The following is a 20,336-nucleotide window of genomic DNA, read 5'->3' on the forward strand; positions in this document are numbered from 1 at the left end:
GCGCGTCAATGTTTCGGCACTGTGCATTTGACGCTATGTTCTCGTCCTGTTCTGCGTCTCGTTGAAACAACGCCAGTATGCCAACATGCTTCGACGCCTTAGCATTCGCAATGTTGTCCTGATCGATAAACTGGACCTGGATTTCCATGAAGGGCTAAGTGTTCTGACCGGGGAAACAGGTGCCGGCAAGTCGATCCTGCTTGATTCTTTGGGGCTGGCCCTGGGCGCACGTGCCGATAGCGGCCTTGTGCGCCATGGCAATGACAAGGCAAGTGTGACCGCAACCTTCACCCTGCCTGCCGGGCACCCGGTATTTGGCCTGTTGCATCAGCAAGATATCGACATCGAAGATGACGACCTGGTGGTTCGGCGTGTTGTGACCGCCGATGGCCGCTCGCGCGCCTATATCAATGACCAGTCGGTTTCGATTGGGGTGTTGCGCGATGTTGGCAATTTTTGCGTTGAAATTCAGGGCCAGTTTGACCAGCACGGTTTGCTGGACCCGACCACACACCGCGCCACCCTTGATGCCCATGGCAACCTGTCACAAGCGGCCCTTAAGGTGCGCGATCACTGGCGCAACTGGCGCGCGACCCAAAAAGAACTGGCAAGCGCACAGGCCCGCATCACCAAGGCCCGCGAAGAAGAAGAATGGCTGCGCCACGCGGTAGACGAGCTTGAAAAACTGGCCCCGCAGGAAGGCGAAGAAGAACAACTGGCCGAAGAACGCCAGTTTCTGATGCATGGTGAAAAGCTGGTTGCCGCCCTGGGCGATGCCGAAAACGATTTATCGCGCGGCAAAGGGGCGGAAAGTGCCATTCGATCGGCCCAGCGCCATTTGGAACGCGAACTGGAAAAGGCCGAAGGCCGGTTTGAGCCGATTATCGAGGCCCTGGACCGTGCCGCCATCGAACTCGAAGAAGCGATGCACGCCATATCGGCAGCCCAGGCCGATTTGAACCTTGATTCCGGCCACCAGGAAAGTGTCGAGGAACGTTTGTTTGCCCTGCGTGCTGCCGCGCGCAAATACAATGTCCCCGCCGATGGCCTGCATTCCCTGATGAAAGATTTCCGCCGCCAGATCGAACAACTGGAATTTGGTGAACAGGAACTCGACCGGTTAAAACAGGCAGGTGAAAAATACCGCCAGTCCTATATCGAGGCCGCGCAAAAACTGCATGAAGCGCGCAAAAAGGCCGCTGCCAAAATGGATGGTGCGATCAATGCGGAACTGCCACCTTTGCGCATGGACAAAGCCCGCTTCATTACCGACATCGTCGCCCTTGAAGAAAACGAATGGGGTGCAGACGGCCTTGATCGGGTGCAATTCACGGTTTCCACCAACCCAGGAAGCCCGGCAGGGCCACTTAACAAAATTGCATCGGGCGGCGAATTATCGCGCTTTTTGCTGGCGTTAAAGGTGGTTCTGGCGCGTGTTTCGGCCGTGCCCAGCCTGGTATTTGACGAAGTGGACAGCGGTGTCGGTGGGGCCACGGCGGCGGCGATTGGTGAACGGTTGCATTTGCTGGCACAGGAACGGCAAATTCTGGTGATCACCCATAGCCCGCAGGTGGCCGCCCGCGGGCGCACCCACCTTAACATCGCCAAACGCGAAGATAGCGGCAGCATGGTGACGCGGGTAAATGAACTGGTACAGGATGCACGGCGCGAAGAAATCGCCCGCATGCTGGCCGGCCATTCCATTACCGCCGAAGCCCGCGCCGCCGCCGACAGCTTGCTGGGCCTGCCTGCCTGATAACGGCAAGCCTGAGCGGGGCCGGTACTTGCCCCGATCAGGCCTGTACCCACATTTGTCAGCAGGGCTTAAAAACCGGGAACTACCCCTCGCCAGAAACGCCCCGGTATTTTAAAAGAGCTGATCCAACGGCCCGCAATCTGGAACGGAAAAACACGACATGAGCGCCGATAAAACAGCGTCCGAAACCGCACAAGGCACCGCAGCCCAAACCGGCAGCAGCACCGGCATTTTGCCCGACATGCCGGAAACCAGCGGCGAAGCCCGCCGCCAGCATGCCGAAATTGCCGAAAACATCCGGTCCTTTAACGAGGCCTATTATATTAATGACGAACCGCTGGTGCCCGATGCCGAATATGACGCGCTGTTTACCCGCCTGATCGCGCTTGAAAGCCGGTATCCGACCCTGAAAAAAAACAGCCCGACGCAGGAAGTGGGCGCAACCCCGGCCGAGGGATTTGCCAAGGTCAAACATGCCCGCCCCATGCTGTCGTTGGCCAATGCTTTTTCACGCGACGATATTGTTGATTTTCTGGCCCGTATTCGCCGCTTTCTAAGCCTGACGGCGCATAGCCCGGTTGAACTGGTGGGCGAACCGAAAATTGATGGCTTGTCGCTGTCGCTACGCTATGAAAACCGCCAACTGATCAGCGCCGCCACCCGCGGGGATGGGACCGAAGGCGAAGATGTTACCGCCAATGTCGCCCATATTGGCGATATCCCGCGCATTTTGCCCGAGGATGCGCCCGAAGCCGTGGTCGAAATTCGCGGCGAAGTTTATATGTCGCGCTCTGATTTTCAAAAACTGAACGCAACCCAAAGCGAAGCCGGCAACAAAACCTTTGCCAACCCGCGCAATGCCGCTGCCGGGTCGTTGCGCCAGCTGGACCCCACAATTAGTGCCAAACGCCCGTTACGCTTTTTTGCCTATAGCTTTGGCGAATTATCCGAAAGCCTGGCCGACACCCACTGGAACTTTATTGAAAAGATCAAGGGCTGGGGCTTTGTCACCAATCCTTTTACCCGGATGCTGCATGATGCCGATGAAATTATGGCATTCTACGAAGAACTGGGGAACCAGCGGCCCGACCTTGATTACGACATTGACGGCATTGTTTACAAAATCAACGATTTTGAACTGCAACTGCGCCTGGGTTTTGTCAGCCGGTCGCCACGCTGGGCGATTGCCCATAAATTTCCGGCGGAAAAGGCCAAAACCCGCCTGAATGCCATTGAAATTCAGGTTGGCCGCACGGGCGCACTTACCCCGGTTGCCCATCTCGAACCGGTAACCGTGGGCGGGGTTGTGGTATCGCGCGCCACCTTGCATAACCGCGACGAAATTGAACGGCTGGGCGTGCGCGTTGGCGATTTGGTGACCGTGCAGCGCGCGGGCGATGTTATACCGCAAATTCTGGGTTATGTGCCCGAAGAACGGCCCAATGACAGCGTCGAATTTCAATTCCCCGATACCTGCCCCAAATGCGGCAGCCACGCCATGCGTGAAGAGGGCGAAGTTGTTACCCGGTGCAGCGGCGGGCTGGTCTGCCCGGCGCAGGCAGTTGAACGCCTGAAACATTTTGTGTCACGCAATGCCTTTGACATCGAAGGCATGGGCGGCAAACATATCGAGGCCTTTCATGATCTGGGCTGGGTAAAACAACCGGGCGACATTTTTCGCCTGCAAGCCGATCACGGCGAAGAACTGGCCAAACGTGAAGGCTGGGGGCCAAAATCGGCGGAAAAGCTGTTTGCCAGTATTGAAGAACGCCGCACCATCGGGCTTGACCGTTTTATTTACGCGCTGGGCATTCGCCAGATTGGTCAGGCAACGGCAAAATTGCTGGCCCGGCATTATGGCTCCATCACGGCCTGGCGTCAGGCCATGCTTGATGCCCAAACCGCCGATAGCGATGCGCTGCGCGAACTGATCAATATTGACCAGATCGGCCCCGGTGTTGCCCATGACTTGCTGGAATTTGCTGCCGAAAGCCATAATCGCGATGTGTTGGATGATTTGCAGTCGGAGCTAACCATTACCGATGTCGAAGCCCCGGCAAATGTAGACAGCCCGGTGAGCGGCAAAACCGTGGTCTTTACCGGCAAGCTGGAGCTGTTTTCACGGAATGAAGCCAAGGTTAAGGCCGAAAGCCTGGGGGCGAAAGTTGCCGGGTCAGTTTCAGCAAAAACCGATTACCTGGTTGCAGGACCGGGTGCGGGTTCCAAACTAAAGAAGGCAGAGGAAGCCGGTGTTACGGTTTTGGACGAACAGGGCTGGCTTGATCTGATTGCCACGTAAAATAATGATCGGGCATCTCATAGCGATTAAAGGAAAACGACCATGGAAGATTTAACCCGTTTTTTTCACCGCTATGGCGATGCCCATCTAAAGCTGACCGTCGACACGCTGGAACCGTTTTTTCATATCCCCTGCCTGATCAACGATCTGGGCGGGGTTCATGCCATCGCCAATACCAATGATCTCGCTGAATATCACGCCCCGTTTCTGGCTGAACTAAAACAGGCCCGTCTGGCAATGTGCAAGGCAATGCTGATTGAACAGCATTCAGCCCTGCCCGGTGGCGCGCGGGCCGTCGTTTCCTTTCGCTTTGGCAACCAGGATAACGACCTGATTTTTGATTGCGATTATGCCTTTGCCCTGCTGCGCGTAGATCAGAACTGGAAAATTGTTTTCGCCCAACTCGGCGAAATTCGTTACAGCGACCTATATTAAGATAACAGCTTATCGCCAGTTCCGGGGCCCTCGCCATCCGCTTCTGGCCCCGGCAACCATTTGGCAGCGCTATCGATCCCACCATTATTTGCCGCGAACCAGGAATGCCGCCATGCCCACAGGCACCCAAAACCCCACCCGTAGCGATACCAGGCCGCCCTTAAAACACGCCTGGTCGTTTGGGCCACGTACGCGCCATGCCGCAATGGTGGTCGGCGGAATTGTGATGGCAACGTCATTAATGCTGCCATCGCTTCGCGCCCAGGCAGACGAGCATTTTGGTCCGCTGTCGGGCAAACCCCGGGCGGTTGATGGCGATACGCTGGAATTTGGTTTCAAGCGGGTGGATTTATATGGCGCAGATAGTCTGGAGCGTTTTCAGAAATGCGTGATTGCCGGACAAAGCACGGCCTGTGGTGCAGATGCCTGGCAGGCAATTACCAACCTGATCGACAAAACACCCGTGCGCTGCGAAATGAAGGCAATGAACCGCTATAAACGCAACATGGCGGTATGTCGCAATGCCAATGGCGCCGATATCGGCCAGCAACTGATCACGATGGGCTGGGCCGTGGCACGCACAGACGAAGTTCCCGCCTATGCCGCCGCCGAACAGGCGGCCAAAGCCGCCCGACGCGGGGCCTGGGCCGGTAAATTTATCGACCCGTTAAAATGGCGGCGCGGGGAACGCCTGCCCGAACATGCCATCAGCATTTATTAAACCTGGTCAGCCCGGTAATTCGCCTGGTAATTGCAGGGACTTCCCCGCAATTACCACATCCCCGTAATGCCCCCTCATTTCAGGGTTTCAGCCAATATTCGGTGCGCACACCTGTTTTGTTGGCCGTGCGGCAATATTTAAACCGCACGCGTTGGTTATTACGCCGCAGGCCCCTGAAACGGGCGCGCCAGCAAACGGCCCAGCCCGGCCATGGTCACTTTGTTTTTAAGCGATGCCACGCCAACCATCACCACGGCAAAACCGGCCAATTGTGTGGGGCTAAGGGTTTCGCCCAAAAACAGCCAGGCCGCAAAAAATGTAAGGGCGGGGCCGGAAAGCGAAATTAAGGATGCCTGCGTTGCGCCAATGCGACGAATGCCTTCAAACAGCAGGAAAAACGGGATGACGGTGCAAAAAATGGAAATGCCCGTGGTCCATAAAATGCCGCTCAGGTTCAGATGCAGTGGCTTTTCGACGGACAGTTCGTAAAGCACCATTGATATGCCCGCGACCGTGTTGATCAATGCCGAAAAATGCATTGATCCGATAACGTTGATTTTACGCTGGCTAAAATACAGATAACAGGCATAGGTCAAAGCTGATGCAAACGACCAGAAGACCCCCTGCCACATATGATCTGACACCAGCGTAACCCCGTTGGGCGCCACCACCAAAATCAGCCCGCAATAGGTAATCAGAAAACATAATATCTGGCGCAACGGTGGAAACCGCCAGCGATGCAGGGCTTCCAATATCATGACAATGGCGGGAAAGCTGAACAGAACAATCCGCGATACCGTGACATCAATGATGGAAACAGCGGTAAAATCACACAGGGACGCGGCAAAAAACAACCCGCCATAGGCAGCCCCCCAAATCATATCCGCCGGGCGGATGGCGCGTTCACCGGGGCGGTTTTTGCCAAACATCCACACACCAAACCAGAAGAACGGCATGGCGATTAAAAACCGTAGCAATAACAGGCCGTCCACCGTCATGCCGGTGGCATAAACAAACTTTGCCAAAAGGCCTTTCATTGCCAGCGCACAGGTTGCCAGCAACACCAGCACAAGCGCCGAACGCGCCACCTTTGCTTTTGCTGCCTCGGCCTCATGGTGTGCGCGGGCCGCGTTTTGTGCATCTGTGGCGGCGGTATCGACTTGCGTGGCCGACGATACAGAAACATCACTGGCAGGCGTTTTACCTGTCAATGTGGATGATGTAGGGGTCATGGGGGCTCCGATCTCTCTCTATTCTTATCGTACGCTGCCACAGACATTATTCAATTCGAATAAAATGTTAGCAGATATCAGTTTTGTTGATAACATAACCCTGGTCCCATTTCTGTCATGACAAGTCGCATATCATGGACATCAAACAGCTTCGCAGTTTTATTCACATTGCTGAACTGGGCAGCCTGTCACGCGCGGCTGACCGGCTAAACCTGTCGCAACCGGCCCTTAGCCGCCAATTGAACCTGCTGGAAGAAAACCTGAATACCCAATTGCTGGAACGCACCGGGCGCGGCGTAAAACTGACCGAAGCCGGGCGGATCCTTGCGGAACGGGCGCGGGTTATTCTGGGGGACCTTGCCCGGTTGGAAGCCGATTTAAGCGAGCGGCGCGACCATGTGACGGGGCATGTTAATATCGGCCTGCCGCCCAGCGCCGGCATTGTCATTACTGGCGCGCTGGTAGAGGCCGTCCGCGAACGTTACCCCGAACTAAGCCTGTCGATTGCCGAAGATTTAACCGGTGACATTCAGGAAGGTCTGCTATCCGGGCGGCTTGATGTAGGGGCATTACACGACGGCATGATTTCGCGCAGCCTGCATTCCGAACCATTATGGCGCGAGGACCTGTTTTTAATTTCGCACCCGTCACAGGTGCCTGAAAATGCCAGCGAAATTGCCTTTGAGGACGTGGTACGCCTGCCGTTAATCATGCCTACCCCCAAACACGGCCTGCGCGCCAAAATGCAGGAAGCCGCCTTTCGTGCCGGTCGGCCCCTGATGCCGGTGGTCGAGGCCGATGCCCTGCGTGTCCTGGTTGATCTGGTTCATCGCGGGTTGGGGCATACGGTACTGCCCAGATCCTCGCTGGTGGCCGAACTTTCGACTGGTCGTTTGAAAGCCCGGCGTATTGTGCAGCCCGGCATGGCCCGAACTGTCATGTTATCGTGGCTACAAGACCGCCCGCTAAGTGCCGGGGCCAAAGCTGTGATTGATACCCTGCGCGAACTGGCCGGAACCGTGCCGATGGGCGATTGATCTGGATAAAACAAAACCGGCATCCCCCGCAGGAATGCCGGTTTTATCATTAGTTTCAAGCGATGATCAGGCGTCAGCCGAGGAATCCGACGAACGTTTCCACAGGTTCAACCCGCCATCGGTGGCGTATTTGTCAATTTCCACCAGTTCTTCGGTGCTGAAATCCAGGTTGTTTAGTGCATCAAGGCTGTTATCAAGCTGTTGCACATGGCGTGCGCCAATCAATGCCGATGTAATTTCGGGGCGACGCAAAACCCAGGCAATCGCCATTTGGGCCAGGGTTTGACCGCGACGCTGGGCAATATCGTTAAGCGCCTTCACACGTGCGATATTATCGTCCGTCAGCATGGATGACTGAAACGATCCCCCTTGGGCTGCACGGGAATTTTCCGGCACACCGTTAAGGTATTTATTGGTCAAAAGCCCCTGTGCCATTGGCGAAAAGGCAATACAGCCAATGCCCAGTTCGGACAGGGTATCAAGCAGCCCTTCTTCCTCGACCCAGCGATTAAGCATTGAATAGCTGGGCTGATGAATGACGCAGGGCGTGCCAAGGTCTTGCAAAATTGCCTGTGCCTTGCGTGTCATTTCCGCCGAATAGGACGAAATACCAACATAAAGCGCCTTGCCCTGCCGTACGACCTGATCAAGCGCGCTCATGGTTTCATAAAGCGGGGTATCGGGGTCTACCCGGTGGGAATAGAAAATATCGACATAATCCAGCCCCATCCGCTTCAGGCTTTGATCCAGGCTGGAAATCAGATATTTGCGTGATCCCCATTCACCATAGGGGCCGGGCCACATGCGATAGCCCGCCTTGGTTGAAATGATCAGTTCGTCACGGTGGGCGCGCAAATCCTGATCCATGATCCGGCCAAAGTTTTCCTCGGCCGAACCGGGGGGCGGACCATAGTTGTTGGCAAGGTCAAAATGCGTTACCCCGCGATCAAAAGCCCGGCGCACCATGGCGCGCTGGGTTTCGTAAACATCAACCCCGCCAAAATTGTGCCAAAGCCCAAGGGTGATTTGCGGCAATTGCAGGCCGCTATGACCTGACCGACGATAGGTCATCTGTTCGTAGCGCGATGCGTCCGGCATCCAGTCCGATGACATATTTTTCCTCCTGATGATTTTCTATCGGGATACACCCAAAATTTGAATCGATCCAATGCGGCGAAGGATACGTTATTTTCACCTGCCCTGTCAGGTCAGAAATCCGGAAACTGTACCCGCCATGGCGGTTTTCAAATAAATTCCCTTTGTCTTATCAAGCACCTTGCGCACAAAATACCGAATGATGGACATTTGCGGCCAGCCGCCATGTTCGATAAATTGCTTTCAATAGGCGGCTTTGGCCAATATCGGTGTATATGCGCCTGAACGGGTATGAACGGGGACCGACAGATGAAGGCAAGCATTCGCGGACTGGAGCTGTTTCGCTCGATCATGCTGACAGGATCAATCAGCAAATCATCGGTTGAACTTGCCATTTCACAACCCACCGCAAGCGGCCTTTTGAAACGGTTAGAAGATTCCATTGGGCTGATCCTGTTTGAACGCAGCGCCTTTGGCCTGTCCCCCACCCCCGAGGCCATCAAACTGTTGCCCGAGGTCGACAGGATGTTTCAGCATCTGGATCATGTGCAAACAAAAATCGTCAATATCGCCGAAGGAGATTCCGCCTTTCTGTCGGTTCAGTCCCTGCCGTCGATGTCGCAACATTTTGTCGCCCCGACCATTAAACTGTTATGCGAGCATTTCCCCAAGGCCACGGTTTCAATCCATTCCGGGCAATCATCGCAGGTCGTAAACAGCATTCGTATGGGGGCATTTGATGTCGGGTTTGTGTATGGTGCGCGTGAAAATTCAACGCTGGAATATATCCCGCTTAAAAAAATAAAATTTGAATGCGTGGTTCGTGCCGATCATCGGCTGGCACAGGAATCCCGCGTTGAACCCGAAGACCTGCGCGATGAAAACCTGATCCTTAACCGGTCGGGTACCTATTTGCGCAATGCCCTTAACCGCGCACTTCGTCAGCACGATATTCCGGTATCACCAAAGGTCGAAACCGGCACATTACAGGCCTATGACCTGATCAATTCGGGCATCGGCATTGGTATTCTTGATACCTCGCTTTTATCAGATAACCATTACCCCGACCTGATCGCTGTACCGACCTTTATGAATATCGAGGTGGAAGCCTGCGCCATTTTCAACAAGGCCACACCCTTGTCACGGATTGCACACCAGTACCTGACAATCGTTCAGGACTTTTTTAACGCCGCCCCCAAAACCGGATAAACCTGATCTGCGCCCAAACGCAAAACGACCCGGCAAAACCGGGTCGCTGCATAAATTATCGTGATTTGCTGAAAAAACTAGTCGGCGACGCCGGCAATTTCTTTCAGGCGGGTCATCACTTCCTTGCCCACCAACGGTTCGCCCAGTTCTTTCCAGACCGGCTTCATCTTGCTCACCCACTGAGCATGCTGCGCATCATCAAGGGTATGAATTTCAACACCTTTCTGACGCATGAACTCGACATCGTCGCTGTTCATTTTCAGGCCGTTTTCAATGTTCCACTCGGTGGCCGCTTTCAGGGCATCGGAAATGCCGGTCCGTACATCGTCGGGCAAGCCATCCCACCAGCTTTTGCTGGTGCCAACCATGTAGTACGAATACATGTGGTTGGTCAGGGTCAAATGATCGATCATTTCGTACATGCCAGACCCCTTCCACGCATTCGGGGTGACTTCGGCACCATCGATCACGCCGGTCTGAAGGGCCGTCGGGGCTTCACCCCAGTTCACGCTAACCGGGTTGGCATCCACGGCAGCAAAGGTTTTGACATAAACCGGCGCCGACTGAACACGAATTTTCATACCGGCAATATCAGCCGGGGTCAGCACTGCCTTGGTTCCGGTGTAGCCCAGAACACGCGGACCATTGATCCAGAAGGCAACCGGTTCCACGTTTTTGGCTTCAAGGGCGGGCACAAACATATGACGGATGGTTTCGTCCTTCATCGCGGCCGAAAATTTTTCCGGCGTGTCGAGCAAGAACGGCAGATTAAAGGCATTCATGCCTTTGGCCAGGCTGGCATAAGTGCCGGTGGTCGGCGCGATAAAGTTGACTGCATTTAACTGTACGCCCTGCACCTGGTCGCTTTGGTCAAACAGGGTGCTGGAATGGTGCAGTTCAACAACCACCTTGTCGCCAAGGCGATTTTTAATTTCTTCGGCAAATTTTTCAAAAGTCTGCCCCTTCAGACTGACCTTTGCCGAATCATCGGACATAACAATTTTAATCGGTGCAGCCTGCGCCACTGTTGCCCCAAAGGCCACCCCGGCCATCAGAACACCAGCAAGCGTCAAACGCAGTTTTCCGGTATATTTCATCGGTTTTCTCCACTGTTTATCATTTTGGTCATCACGCCATTCCGTCCCCGGAAATCGTGCGCATCACTTCATCAAAGCCGGCAGGTAAAGCGAAATTTGTGGTACGAAAGTTACAAGCATCAGCGCTGTAATCGTCGCGAAGATCCATGGCAGGGCAGCCCGGAAAACATTCAGGACGGACATGCCCGATATGCTGCTTGCAACAAAAAGGTTCATGCCAACAGGCGGGGTAATAAGACCCAGTTCGATATTCACGACCATGATGATGGCAAAGTGAATCGGATCGATGCCAAGCGAGCGTGCGGCAGGTTCCAGCAGGGGGGCAAAGATCAGGATAGTGGGCACGCCTTCCAGGAAGAACCCGACAACCACCAGCAAGACATTCACACACAGCAGGAATTCAACCGGCGACAACCCGGCATCAAGAACAAACTGCGCCAGTTGGGAAGGCACCCCGATTTTGGTAATGAAATAGCCAAACATCAGGGCATTGGCGGTCACCCAGAAGATCATGCCAACGCGCGGAACCGTATTGGCAACGACGCCAAATACATCGCGTATTTTAAGTTCGCGATAAATCAGCATGCCAATCACAACGGCCAGGGCAATGGCCACCAGGGCGGCTTCGGTCGGGGTGAAAATGGCACCACCGCTAAACTGCATGCCAAACAGATCAAACCCGGGGAAGCCGTAAATACCCACGATAATAACTATGGGTAACAACAATGCCGGAAAGCTGACACGAATGGCCCGCCCCATATCGCCGACAGCGGCACGTTCGCGTACCTGCACCCCTTCGCGCACGGCAAGGAAACGCGCGGTTAACAGCAGCAATGCGCCGTAAATTACCCCCGGTACGATACCCGCCAAAAACAGTTTGGGGATCGACGTTTCAGTAACAAAGCCATACAGGATCAACGGAATACTGGGCGGCAACAGAATACCAATTGAGCCTGACGTGCAAATTGCCCCAATCGAAAACCGCTTGGAATAACCTTCTTTAAGCAAGGCGGGATACAGAATATTGCCCACCGCCGCTACGGTTGCCGGGCTGGAGCCGGAGATAGCGGCAAAGAAAATGCAGGTCAAAACAGTTGCCATGCCCAACCCGGCCTTGAAATGCCCCAGCAGAGCACGGGCCAGATCCACCAGGCGTTTCACCAACCCGCCATTTTCCATCAATGCGGCGGCCAAAAAGAAAAACGGCACCGCCATCAGGGTGAAATGTTCAAGATTGGTCAGAAGTTTCTGACCAACAATGCCGGTCGGGATCGGTGAAAAAATCAGCGACGACACCACAGCCGCCCCACCCAGTGCCACAGCAATCGGCGCACCGATAATGATAAGGGCAAAGAAAACAATAGCTAAAAATGCAACAGTCATTTGCCCTGCCCTTTTTCTGCGGCCAGTTTGGCAAGATATGTTTCTTCGGGTTTTAATGCGCCAATGTCTTTACCCAGTTTGATCAGCAGCATCAGATAACGCAGGCTGAAAAACACCATGGTGATCGGCACAACCAGGAAAAAATACAGTTCCGGAAGATCGGTTTCCTGATTAACCGCACCAATCATGGATAAGAAACGGGCATAAAAAATGCTGTCATAGGCATAATACAGGCACAGCGCCAATGTCGCGCCATAAGCCAGAATGTTCAGCACTGCCCGGACTTTCGGCCCGACAGTCATCGCCAGCAGATCAACGCGGGGATGAAACCCTTCACGTACCGCCCGACTGGCGCCAAACAACATGGCCCATACCAGCGAAATCACCAGCGCAGTTTCCAGCCAGTGAATGCCGGAATTAAAAACATAGCGCAGAATAATTTGCAGAAGGCCCATGCAGACCCCAAGCAGGGTCAGGCCGACCATCATCACCTTTTCAAACCCGCACAACAAAAGGTCAAGTCGCCGGATCATTATGTTTCACTCCCAAACATTTTTGTTTTCCCCTTTTCGCCTACGCGGCCATCTCGTTTGACGGTGTCCACAGCATGCTTAAACCGGAAAGACTGGTTAGGGTTTCCATTGCCATAATGGCATCATGCAAACGGGCCGATGCCTCAGTTGATAGTACCCGGGCCGCACAATCGTCGTATTTGGCACGGATCAATTCGCGCGGTGCCGGTTCATCGGCATGGCGTCCAAACGGGCGATCCAGTCGTTTGTTAAGCTGGCGACCATCGCGCAATGTCACATCAACTTCGCTCAGGTAATTACCCGGTCGGGTTAATGACAGATCATTATGCGGGGCAGCATGTACACGGCCCATCAATTCCCGGGCAACCGGGTCATTATACGCCTTGGCATCAAAACTGGCGAAACTCAGCCCACCTTCCAGCAAAGCCCGGGCCGCGCAATATTGCACACTGAATTTGGCATCAAGGCTGTTGCGCAATTCGGGGCGATTAACATGGGTTAAACGCAGCGGATGAATGCGGGTATCAATTTTCGCAATGTCACTTGCACCAAACCCATACTGTTTTTGCAGTAAGAACAGGGCATCGACCGTGGCATGGGTGCTGTCGCAACAGGGATAAAGCTTAATGCCAATTCCCGGCTCGACAATATCAAGCGGGTTGGCCCAGTCTTTGGTTATCAGATCAGCCTGATAATTACCTTTGCCATTATAGACGTTCAAAAACCCCTGTTTGGCTTCAAGCACATCAAGGCTGGCGGTAAACCCGTTTTGGGCAAGCTTTGCCGCCATCAGGCCGTGACGCGCAGCATGACCAACATGATAGGGTTTGGCCATGGTGCCAAAATTGGCCTTGACGCCACTGGCCAAACTGGCGCAAAGCGCCAGGGCAAGGGCGGTCTGATCGCGATCAAGCCCCAGCAATTTGGCCGATGCCGCAGCAGCACCAAACACCCCCATGGTCGCGGTTGGGTGCCAGCCCAGATCATAGTGATGAAAATTAACGGCACGTGCCATACGGGTTTCAGTTTCAAAACCGGCAATAAAGGCCACCATAAAATCAATACCGGAAACCGCCTGACTTTCGGCAATCGCAAACAGGGCGGGTAAAACCGGGGCCGAAGGATGCCCGCCCATGGCGATATTTACATCATCAAAATCAAGCGCATGAGAGGCCGCACCATTGATCAGCGCGGCGCACAGAATATCGAGTTTTTCCGTCCGCCCAACCAGCGAAACCTGCCCTGGCGTTGCCAGCCCTTCGGTTTGCAACATGGTTTCAACCACGGGCTCGTGGGTACCGGCAAGGGTACATCCCACCGTATCGAGGATAACGGTTTTGGCATTTGCAATCGCAACAGGCGTTAAATCGTCTTTTCCCAGCGCAAAAATGCGCCCGGCAAGGTCCGTAATCAATGTCATTCTTTTCTTCCGAAATCCGGGTGCTAGCGCCAGTAAAGCCGTGCAGGATTATCAACCAGCATGGCATTAACGATTGCGGGATCACCCGCCCATTGTGCGACAAGGTTCAAGGCCCGGCCGTTATCTTCGGGCCGGAAATATTCAATTTTATCGGGTGAACGTACCGTTCCTGGCGCGGGCATGGTGTGCGGCCAGTCGCTTCCCCACAACATACGGTCGGGACGTGCGGCAAACAGGGCTTCCACAAAGGGCTGCGCATCGCCATAGCCATCTGCCGTTGAAACCCGATACAGGGCTGAAAGCTTTAAATAAACATGGTCGCAAGCCAGCAAGTCACACAGCTGGGCAAAACCGGGCTGGGCCGTATCACCCGCCGCATCCAGACAGCACATATGATCAAGCACCAGTGTCACCGGCAGGGCGGCAAGCTGGTCAGCCAGCAAGGCGATATTGGCCAGTGTCGTAAAGACCTGAATATGCCAACCCAGATGGGCGACGCGTTTGACCGCATGATCCAGTTGGGCCGCAATGCTTTTGGCATCAACATCACCGTGAGTGCGCAAATTAAGGCGAATGCCGCGCACACCGGCATCGTGCATTCGGACCAGATCATCCTCTGAAAAACTGTCATCAATAACGGCTACGGCACAGGCACGGTCTTGCCCCAGCCGGGCAACGCCATCAAGGATGCACCTGTTATCGGTGCCATAGGGGCTGGCCTGAACCAGCACCGCACGGCGAAACGATAATTGTGCCAAATGATGTTTCAACGCGGCAACCGGGGCGTGGTCCGGGGTATAAACCCGGTTTGCCGACAACGGAAACCTGTCCGCATCAAATATGTGAACATGGCAATCACATGCGTTTTCCGGCATGGCAAAAGCTGGCGCCTGATAAGTCTGGGTCATATTACACTCGGGCGTTCCTGTTCCTCCGGCCATTGCCGAAGGGCTGATAAACTTCCCTGCCATTCCGCTAAAAGTCTGACCGGTGCCCATCGGGGTAAACCGCAAGCATTCAGTACCGTTCAACCCCCTGCGGCAGGCAGGTGTTTCAGATTAAGTTGTTGGAACAAGTATCCGTCAAATTTTGCAGCTTTTTCAAATCGGTTTTCCTGTGACCCATACAAAATTTTTCGATACCCCGGCAACATCAATAAAAAATATTATTTATCAATAACTTATATAGATAAAATACAATTGGATAGTTTGGTGATACCTGAAAACCGACATATGGTTTAGCATCACACGATGCACCGATATGGCAATGGTAAAACTGCTAACGGGATGCTTTCGGCCATGCCTTAGCTTAACAAAGTCGTCCCCATGGGGCCTTGGCACCACCATATTTGACATGCTGAAACGATTTCGGGACCGCAAGGATATAATCCCTGCAGTCCCGATAAAAATTTGGCCTGGCAGCCGTAATAAAGGGGAACCGTCGTTAGCGCGTCAGCGGTGCAGTTGCCTTTTGCAACCACGTGCGATGGGTTTCATCAAGCTCATCGGCATAAAGGGCATAAACCTGGGCGTGATAATCATTCAGCCATTGCAGTTCACCGTCATCTAGCAGGCTGGCATCAATCAAACGGCGTTCAATCGGTGAAAATGTCAGGGTTTCAAAGCCCAGCATCGGCAATTCCGCCCCGGCGGGGGCGTCAATTTCGCGCACCGCGATCAGGTTTTCAATGCGAATGCCATATTCGCCTTCCTTGTAATATCCCGGCTCGTTCGAGACGACCATGCCCGGTTTTAAGGCAATTTTGTTTGGCCCCTTGGAAATGCGCTGCGGACCTTCATGCACCCCAAGGTAACTGCCCACACCGTGTCCGGTGCCGTGGTCAAAATCCAGCCCGACATCCCACAGGGGTTTGCGGGCCAGGGTATCCAGTTGCTGGCCGGTCGTACCCGCGGGGAATTTGGCCGTTGCCAGCGCAATATGTCCCTTTAAAACGCGGGTAAACCGGTCACGCATTTCATCGCTGGGCGTGCCGATAATGGTGGTGCGGGTAATGTCGGTGGTGCCATCAATATATTGCCCGCCCGAATCAATCAGGAAAATTTCACCAGGTTGCAATTTGCGATTGGTTTCCGGGATGCAGCGATAATGGCAGATTGCCCCGTTGGGGCCACTGCCGGGAATGGTGGTAAAGCTGCTATCACGAAACAGCGGGTCTTCCTCGCGCAGCGACAGCAATTTGTCTGCCGCCCGCATTTCATCAAGGGTGCCATCGGCGGCGGCCTTTTCCAGCCAGGCGAAATAGCGAATGATTTTTTCACCATCCCGCTTGTGCGCCTTGCGCGAACCTTCCAGTTCAACCTCGTTTTTAATCGCCTTGGGAATGGCAATCGGGTCGCGGCCCACGCGCACGGTTGCCCCGGCTTCGCCAAGCTGCACCCGCAGCCAGTCCGACGCGGTTGCTTCATCCAACCTGACCGACCCGTTGCCAAGCCCGCGCAAGGCATCGGCCAGTTCGCCGGGATGGCGCAGGGTGGCGTCACCTGCAATCCAGTCGCGGGTTTCGGCGGCAAATTTTCGTTCGTCAGCAAACAGGTCAACATTGCCGTTTTGATCAATAATCGCATAGCCCAGCATCAGCGGTGTTTGCGGTACATCACCGCCGCGAATGTTTAACAACCAGGCAATGCTATCGGGGGCAGAAATAACCGCGGCCTCGCATTCCAGCGTTTCCAGGGCCCTGGCAATGGCAGCACGTTTATCGGCACTGCTTTGCCCGGCATGTTCCAGCAGATGCGGGCGTGCCGGGGCCAACGGCTGGGCGGGTTGTTTTTGCCACAGGGCGTCAATCGGGTTCGGGTCAATTGCCACCAGTTCCGCCCCGGCACTTTCGCAGGCTTCGCGCAATTGCTCGGCATGGGCAATGGTATGAAGCCACGGATCATAAGCCAGTTTCTGCCCGGCTTCGATATGGTCGTAAATCCAGCCGACAGCGGGTTCATTGACCAGATGGCGATATTCGTAAATATCGTTGCTTACCTGCTGGCGCACCTGAATGGTATAGCGCCCGTCGACAAAAATCGCGGCCTTGTCGCGCATGACAACAGCCGCACCCGCCGACCCGGTAAAGCCGGTCAGCCATGCCAGACGTTCGGCACGGGCGGGCACATATTCGCCCTGATGTTCATCAGCACGCGGCACGATAAAACCGTCAACACCTTTGGCCGCCAGATATTTGCGCAAATCGTCAATCCGGGTTTTGGCGTCAAACCCTTCGGCGGCATTGCAAAATGCGCCCTTGCGTTCGTCGCGCAAGTCAAGCAGCGCCTCCTTTGTGTCTGGCGACAGGTTTTGCCCGACCAGATCAAACCAGTCCGCACGGGTGGCACCATTGGCCGCAGCCAACACCCCGTCAACCAGATCAATAACCGACGTAAGATCCTTTTCGACGCCATCATTTTTTAACAAGGCAGCCAGATGCGCATCGCCCGAATAGGTCATGAAATTTCCTCTTACAAGATCCGGAATGGGGACAGGGTGGTGAAACAGCGCGAGATTACGGGTTTTTGCCTATTATATACAAGTCTGAATTCAGGGGCTTTTCCAGGCAAAATTATCTCTCATGCGGATCAGGTATGAAAGCCCTGCGCACTTCGCAATACAAAAGTTAACAGTTTTTAACTATGACATGTTCATGACAAAAAGATGACCCGTCGGGCCGTCAATTTGCAGGAGACAATCAACGGTGGTCCGTTTTCCATTTACTGCGCAAAGTGTTGCCCAGTCTCGTCGTCGCCAGACAGCCTATGATGGCCTTGAGCGCCTTTCCTTGCAGGAACGCATTGCGCTCGGTTTTGATACAGGCAGTGCCCAGTCTGGCGAAGTGATGATCCAGGCATATGATGGCGATCTCGCCAACAGCATGACCGCAGATCGGGACTGACAGGACCTTCCCGCCCGTTACCAGATTGTCTTGTTGCAAACGACATATGGCACGCAGGATTGCGGTTCACTTTCCTTGTGGTTTATTTTTGTTTTCCCTCTGAAACGGCTCCGCCCCTTCCCCGGCGGGGCCGTTTCGTTTTTCCCCCGCCTCGGCCTTTCCCTACACTTGCCCGACCCGCCCGGCGCATCAATCACGGTGTTGGTCTATCGCCCCGGCCTGACTTGTCGTACGCGGTTGAAACTGCAATAGTTCGGTCTTTGGATACCATCCTGTAACCCTATTTTTGTCACCAAAGGCCGCACCATGACCAAAACAATATTAATTACCGGCGGATCGCGGGGCATCGGCCGGGCGACCGCCCTGCTTTGTGCCCAACGCGGCTGGAACACCGTTATCAGCTATGTCGGTAACAAAAAGGCCGCCGAGCAAACACGGGCGGACTGTGAAAATGCCGGTGGCAAATGCGTTATCAAACGCTGTGATGTCGCCCGTGAGGAAGATGTAATCACGCTGTTTGCTGTCGCACGCGATAGTTTTGGCAGTTTGGACGGTGTGGTAAACAATGCCGGTATTGTCGCCCCGGCCCAGCCATTGGCTGACATGGATGTGGCGCGGATGCGGGGTATTTTTGATACCAACATACTGGGTGCCTATATGGTTGCACGCGAAGCAGCGCGCTATATGGCACGATCACGAGATGGCAATGGCGGTGTGATTGTCAACATATCGTCGATGGCGGCAAAGCTGGGTGGCCCGAATGAATATGTTGATTATGCAGGGTCAAAAGGAGCGATGGATTCCATGACCATTGGCCTGTCAAAGGAACTGGGACCCGAAGGCATTCGCGTCAATGCTGTCCGCCCGGGCATTATCGAAACCGACATCCACGCCAGCGGCGGCCGCCCCAACCGTGCGGCAGAACTGGGGCCAAACTGCCCGCTGGGCCGCACGGGCAAGGCCGAAGAAGTGGCCGAAAGCATTTTATGGCTGCTTGATGATGCATCATCCTTTGTAACCGGTGCCATCATGGATGTTTCAGGCGGGCGCTAACCGCGCCGCCCGTCCCCTAAATGACGCCGTAATCAATCCAGATGACGAAACCAACGGACATAACCGTGCCAATAATGACAGCAAAAGGCCCGTGTGCCTTTGCCTGATATACCGGCATTACGCACAAATATGTTCAGTTTTGCCCGGCCCTTTCCATGCCGCCGCAAGCGTTACCTTATGGATCGCTGAAACAAAAACGGGGCACCTGTATAGGCACCCCGTTTTTCAATTTTCTGCGCGAGAAACCTTAACCCACCACAAGCGTGGTCCAGTTTTCAACTTTGAAACGGTTCAGCAAGGTCAGGCCGACTTCGCGATAGGCTGAAAGCACAAACTGTTCCTGATGGGCCAGCAGGCCAGACAAAATAACCACACCGTCTTCCGACAGGGTGTTGACCAGTTCATAGGCCATTTTGCGCAGCGGACGGGCCAGGATGTTGGCGCAAACAATATCGTAATATCCGGCATCGCGAATACGCGCGTCAGAAAAACCATTAGAATGCAGGGCCGTGACCAAGGCCCCGATCTTGTTAATTTTGGCGTTTTCACGCGCCACCCGCACCGACGGGGCATCAATATCGGCCATCATGACCGGGCAATGCCAGGTTTTGGCACAGGCCATGCCCAAAATGCCCGATCCACAGCCCATATCCAGCGCATTGCGGCGCGGGCCATATTTTGCCAGCCAGTCAATCGCGGCCAGGCACCCCTTGGTGGTTTGATGTTCACCCGAACCAAAAGCCAGCCCGGCATCAACCTGAAGGGCGGTTTTTGCCAGCGGCAAATCGCCTTCCCAATGTGATCCATGCACATAAAACCGGCCCACCGAAATCGGTTTGAAGCTGCGCAGATTGTCGCTGACCCAATCCTTGGGTTCGTAAATGCCAAATTCAACGTCCGGCGTTTCAGCACCCAATGCACTTGCCATTAAGGAAACAGCGGTTTCCACAGCAACTTTGTCAATCGCTTCACCGGCAAACCCTTCAACCCGCCAATCGGTATCGGGGTCGTTGGTTAGTTCGGAATGCGACAAGGCATCGCAATAGTCCGACAGGGCCTCGGCAAAGGCATCGACATGCGCACCTTTGGCAATGAAAGAAAAATTATAGCAGCGCACAGTTTCGGTCATTTTGCTTCTCGCTTGTCACAGTTGTGCGGCGGCACA

The 20,336-nt window shown here is 54.4% G+C and carries 17 protein-coding genes; 8 read left to right on the plus strand and 9 right to left on the minus strand.

Annotated features, from left to right (window positions below):
• Positions 1-85: 85 nt before the first annotated feature.
• The 4 genes from recN (at position 86) to THS27_RS03460 (ending at position 5,211) form a co-directional block, all read left to right on the plus strand.
• Positions 86-1,756 (plus strand): DNA repair protein RecN, encoded by a 1,671-nt coding sequence (recN, locus tag THS27_RS03445; RefSeq protein WP_085587902.1) that lies wholly within the window; start codon positions 86-88, stop codon positions 1,754-1,756.
• A 229-nt stretch (positions 1,757-1,985) separates the two neighbouring features.
• Positions 1,986-4,055, plus strand: a complete 2,070-nt coding sequence (ligA, locus tag THS27_RS03450; RefSeq protein ID WP_085588259.1) for an NAD-dependent DNA ligase LigA — start codon at positions 1,986-1,988, stop codon at positions 4,053-4,055.
• 42 nt (positions 4,056-4,097) lie between these two features.
• Entirely contained in the window at positions 4,098-4,490 is a 393-nt protein-coding gene (locus tag THS27_RS03455; protein WP_085587904.1) for a hypothetical protein, read from the plus strand.
• A gap of 112 nt (positions 4,491-4,602) precedes the next feature.
• Positions 4,603-5,211 carry a thermonuclease family protein gene (locus THS27_RS03460; protein ID WP_246832824.1) on the plus strand — a complete coding sequence of 203 codons (609 nt, stop codon included), beginning with the start codon at positions 4,603-4,605 and terminating at the stop codon, positions 5,209-5,211.
• A gap of 158 nt (positions 5,212-5,369) precedes the next feature.
• On the opposite strand, the gene THS27_RS03465 is transcribed toward THS27_RS03460, so the two are convergent.
• Positions 5,370-6,443: a DMT family transporter gene (locus THS27_RS03465; RefSeq protein ID WP_085587906.1), complete on the minus strand. Its 1,074-nt coding sequence runs from the start codon at positions 6,441-6,443 to the stop codon at positions 5,370-5,372.
• A 134-nt stretch (positions 6,444-6,577) separates the two neighbouring features.
• On the opposite strand from THS27_RS03465, the gene THS27_RS03470 reads away from it, so the two are divergent.
• Positions 6,578-7,480, plus strand: coding sequence for a LysR family transcriptional regulator (locus tag THS27_RS03470; protein ID WP_085587907.1), 903 nt, complete (start codon positions 6,578-6,580; stop codon positions 7,478-7,480).
• A 66-nt stretch (positions 7,481-7,546) separates the two neighbouring features.
• Here THS27_RS03470 and mgrA read toward each other — a convergent pair whose 3' ends face one another.
• Positions 7,547-8,593, minus strand: coding sequence for an L-glyceraldehyde 3-phosphate reductase (mgrA, locus tag THS27_RS03475; protein ID WP_085587909.1), 1,047 nt, complete (start codon positions 8,591-8,593; stop codon positions 7,547-7,549).
• A gap of 291 nt (positions 8,594-8,884) precedes the next feature.
• Between mgrA and THS27_RS03480 the strand changes: the two genes are divergently transcribed.
• Complete coding sequence (locus THS27_RS03480) at positions 8,885-9,784, plus strand: LysR family transcriptional regulator (RefSeq protein WP_168184812.1); 900 nt, start codon at positions 8,885-8,887, stop codon at positions 9,782-9,784.
• A 77-nt stretch (positions 9,785-9,861) separates the two neighbouring features.
• Here the strand turns inward: THS27_RS03480 and THS27_RS03485 are convergent, their stop codons facing one another.
• The 6 genes from THS27_RS03485 to THS27_RS03510 form a co-directional block, all read right to left on the minus strand.
• The gene (locus THS27_RS03485; protein ID WP_085587913.1) at positions 9,862-10,881 is read right to left on the minus strand and encodes a TRAP transporter substrate-binding protein; all 1,020 of its coding nucleotides are present in this window, start codon (positions 10,879-10,881) and stop codon (positions 9,862-9,864) included.
• 63 nt (positions 10,882-10,944) lie between these two features.
• Complete coding sequence (locus THS27_RS03490; protein ID WP_085587915.1) at positions 10,945-12,264, minus strand: TRAP transporter large permease; 1,320 nt, start codon at positions 12,262-12,264, stop codon at positions 10,945-10,947.
• Positions 12,261-12,797 carry a TRAP transporter small permease gene (locus THS27_RS03495; RefSeq protein ID WP_085587917.1) on the minus strand — a complete coding sequence of 179 codons (537 nt, stop codon included), beginning with the start codon at positions 12,795-12,797 and terminating at the stop codon, positions 12,261-12,263. The genes THS27_RS03490 and THS27_RS03495 overlap by 4 nt, the downstream gene beginning before the upstream one ends.
• A gap of 40 nt (positions 12,798-12,837) precedes the next feature.
• Entirely contained in the window at positions 12,838-14,217 is a 1,380-nt protein-coding gene (locus THS27_RS03500; protein WP_085587919.1) for an MmgE/PrpD family protein, read from the minus strand.
• 23 nt (positions 14,218-14,240) lie between these two features.
• Positions 14,241-15,125 (minus strand): amidohydrolase, encoded by an 885-nt coding sequence (locus THS27_RS03505; RefSeq protein ID WP_168184813.1) that lies wholly within the window; start codon positions 15,123-15,125, stop codon positions 14,241-14,243.
• Positions 15,126-15,660: 535 nt separating this feature from the next.
• Positions 15,661-17,676: an aminopeptidase P family protein gene (locus THS27_RS03510; protein ID WP_085587923.1), complete on the minus strand. Its 2,016-nt coding sequence runs from the start codon at positions 17,674-17,676 to the stop codon at positions 15,661-15,663.
• Between the two features lie 244 nt (positions 17,677-17,920).
• Between THS27_RS03510 and THS27_RS03515 the strand changes: the two genes are divergently transcribed.
• Both THS27_RS03515 and THS27_RS03520 read left to right on the plus strand, forming a co-directional pair.
• Positions 17,921-18,118: a hypothetical protein gene (locus THS27_RS03515; protein WP_085587925.1), complete on the plus strand. Its 198-nt coding sequence runs from the start codon at positions 17,921-17,923 to the stop codon at positions 18,116-18,118.
• Between the two features lie 306 nt (positions 18,119-18,424).
• Positions 18,425-19,171 (plus strand): SDR family oxidoreductase, encoded by a 747-nt coding sequence (locus THS27_RS03520; RefSeq protein WP_085587927.1) that lies wholly within the window; start codon positions 18,425-18,427, stop codon positions 19,169-19,171.
• 247 nt (positions 19,172-19,418) lie between these two features.
• Here THS27_RS03520 and THS27_RS03525 read toward each other — a convergent pair whose 3' ends face one another.
• Positions 19,419-20,300: a 50S ribosomal protein L11 methyltransferase gene (locus THS27_RS03525; RefSeq protein ID WP_085587929.1), complete on the minus strand. Its 882-nt coding sequence runs from the start codon at positions 20,298-20,300 to the stop codon at positions 19,419-19,421.
• Between the last annotated feature and the right edge of the window lie 36 nt (positions 20,301-20,336).

This window comes from Thalassospira sp. MCCC 1A01428 (assembly GCF_002115825.1).
In the GTDB taxonomy this organism is placed as follows: domain Bacteria; phylum Pseudomonadota; class Alphaproteobacteria; order Rhodospirillales; family Thalassospiraceae; genus Thalassospira.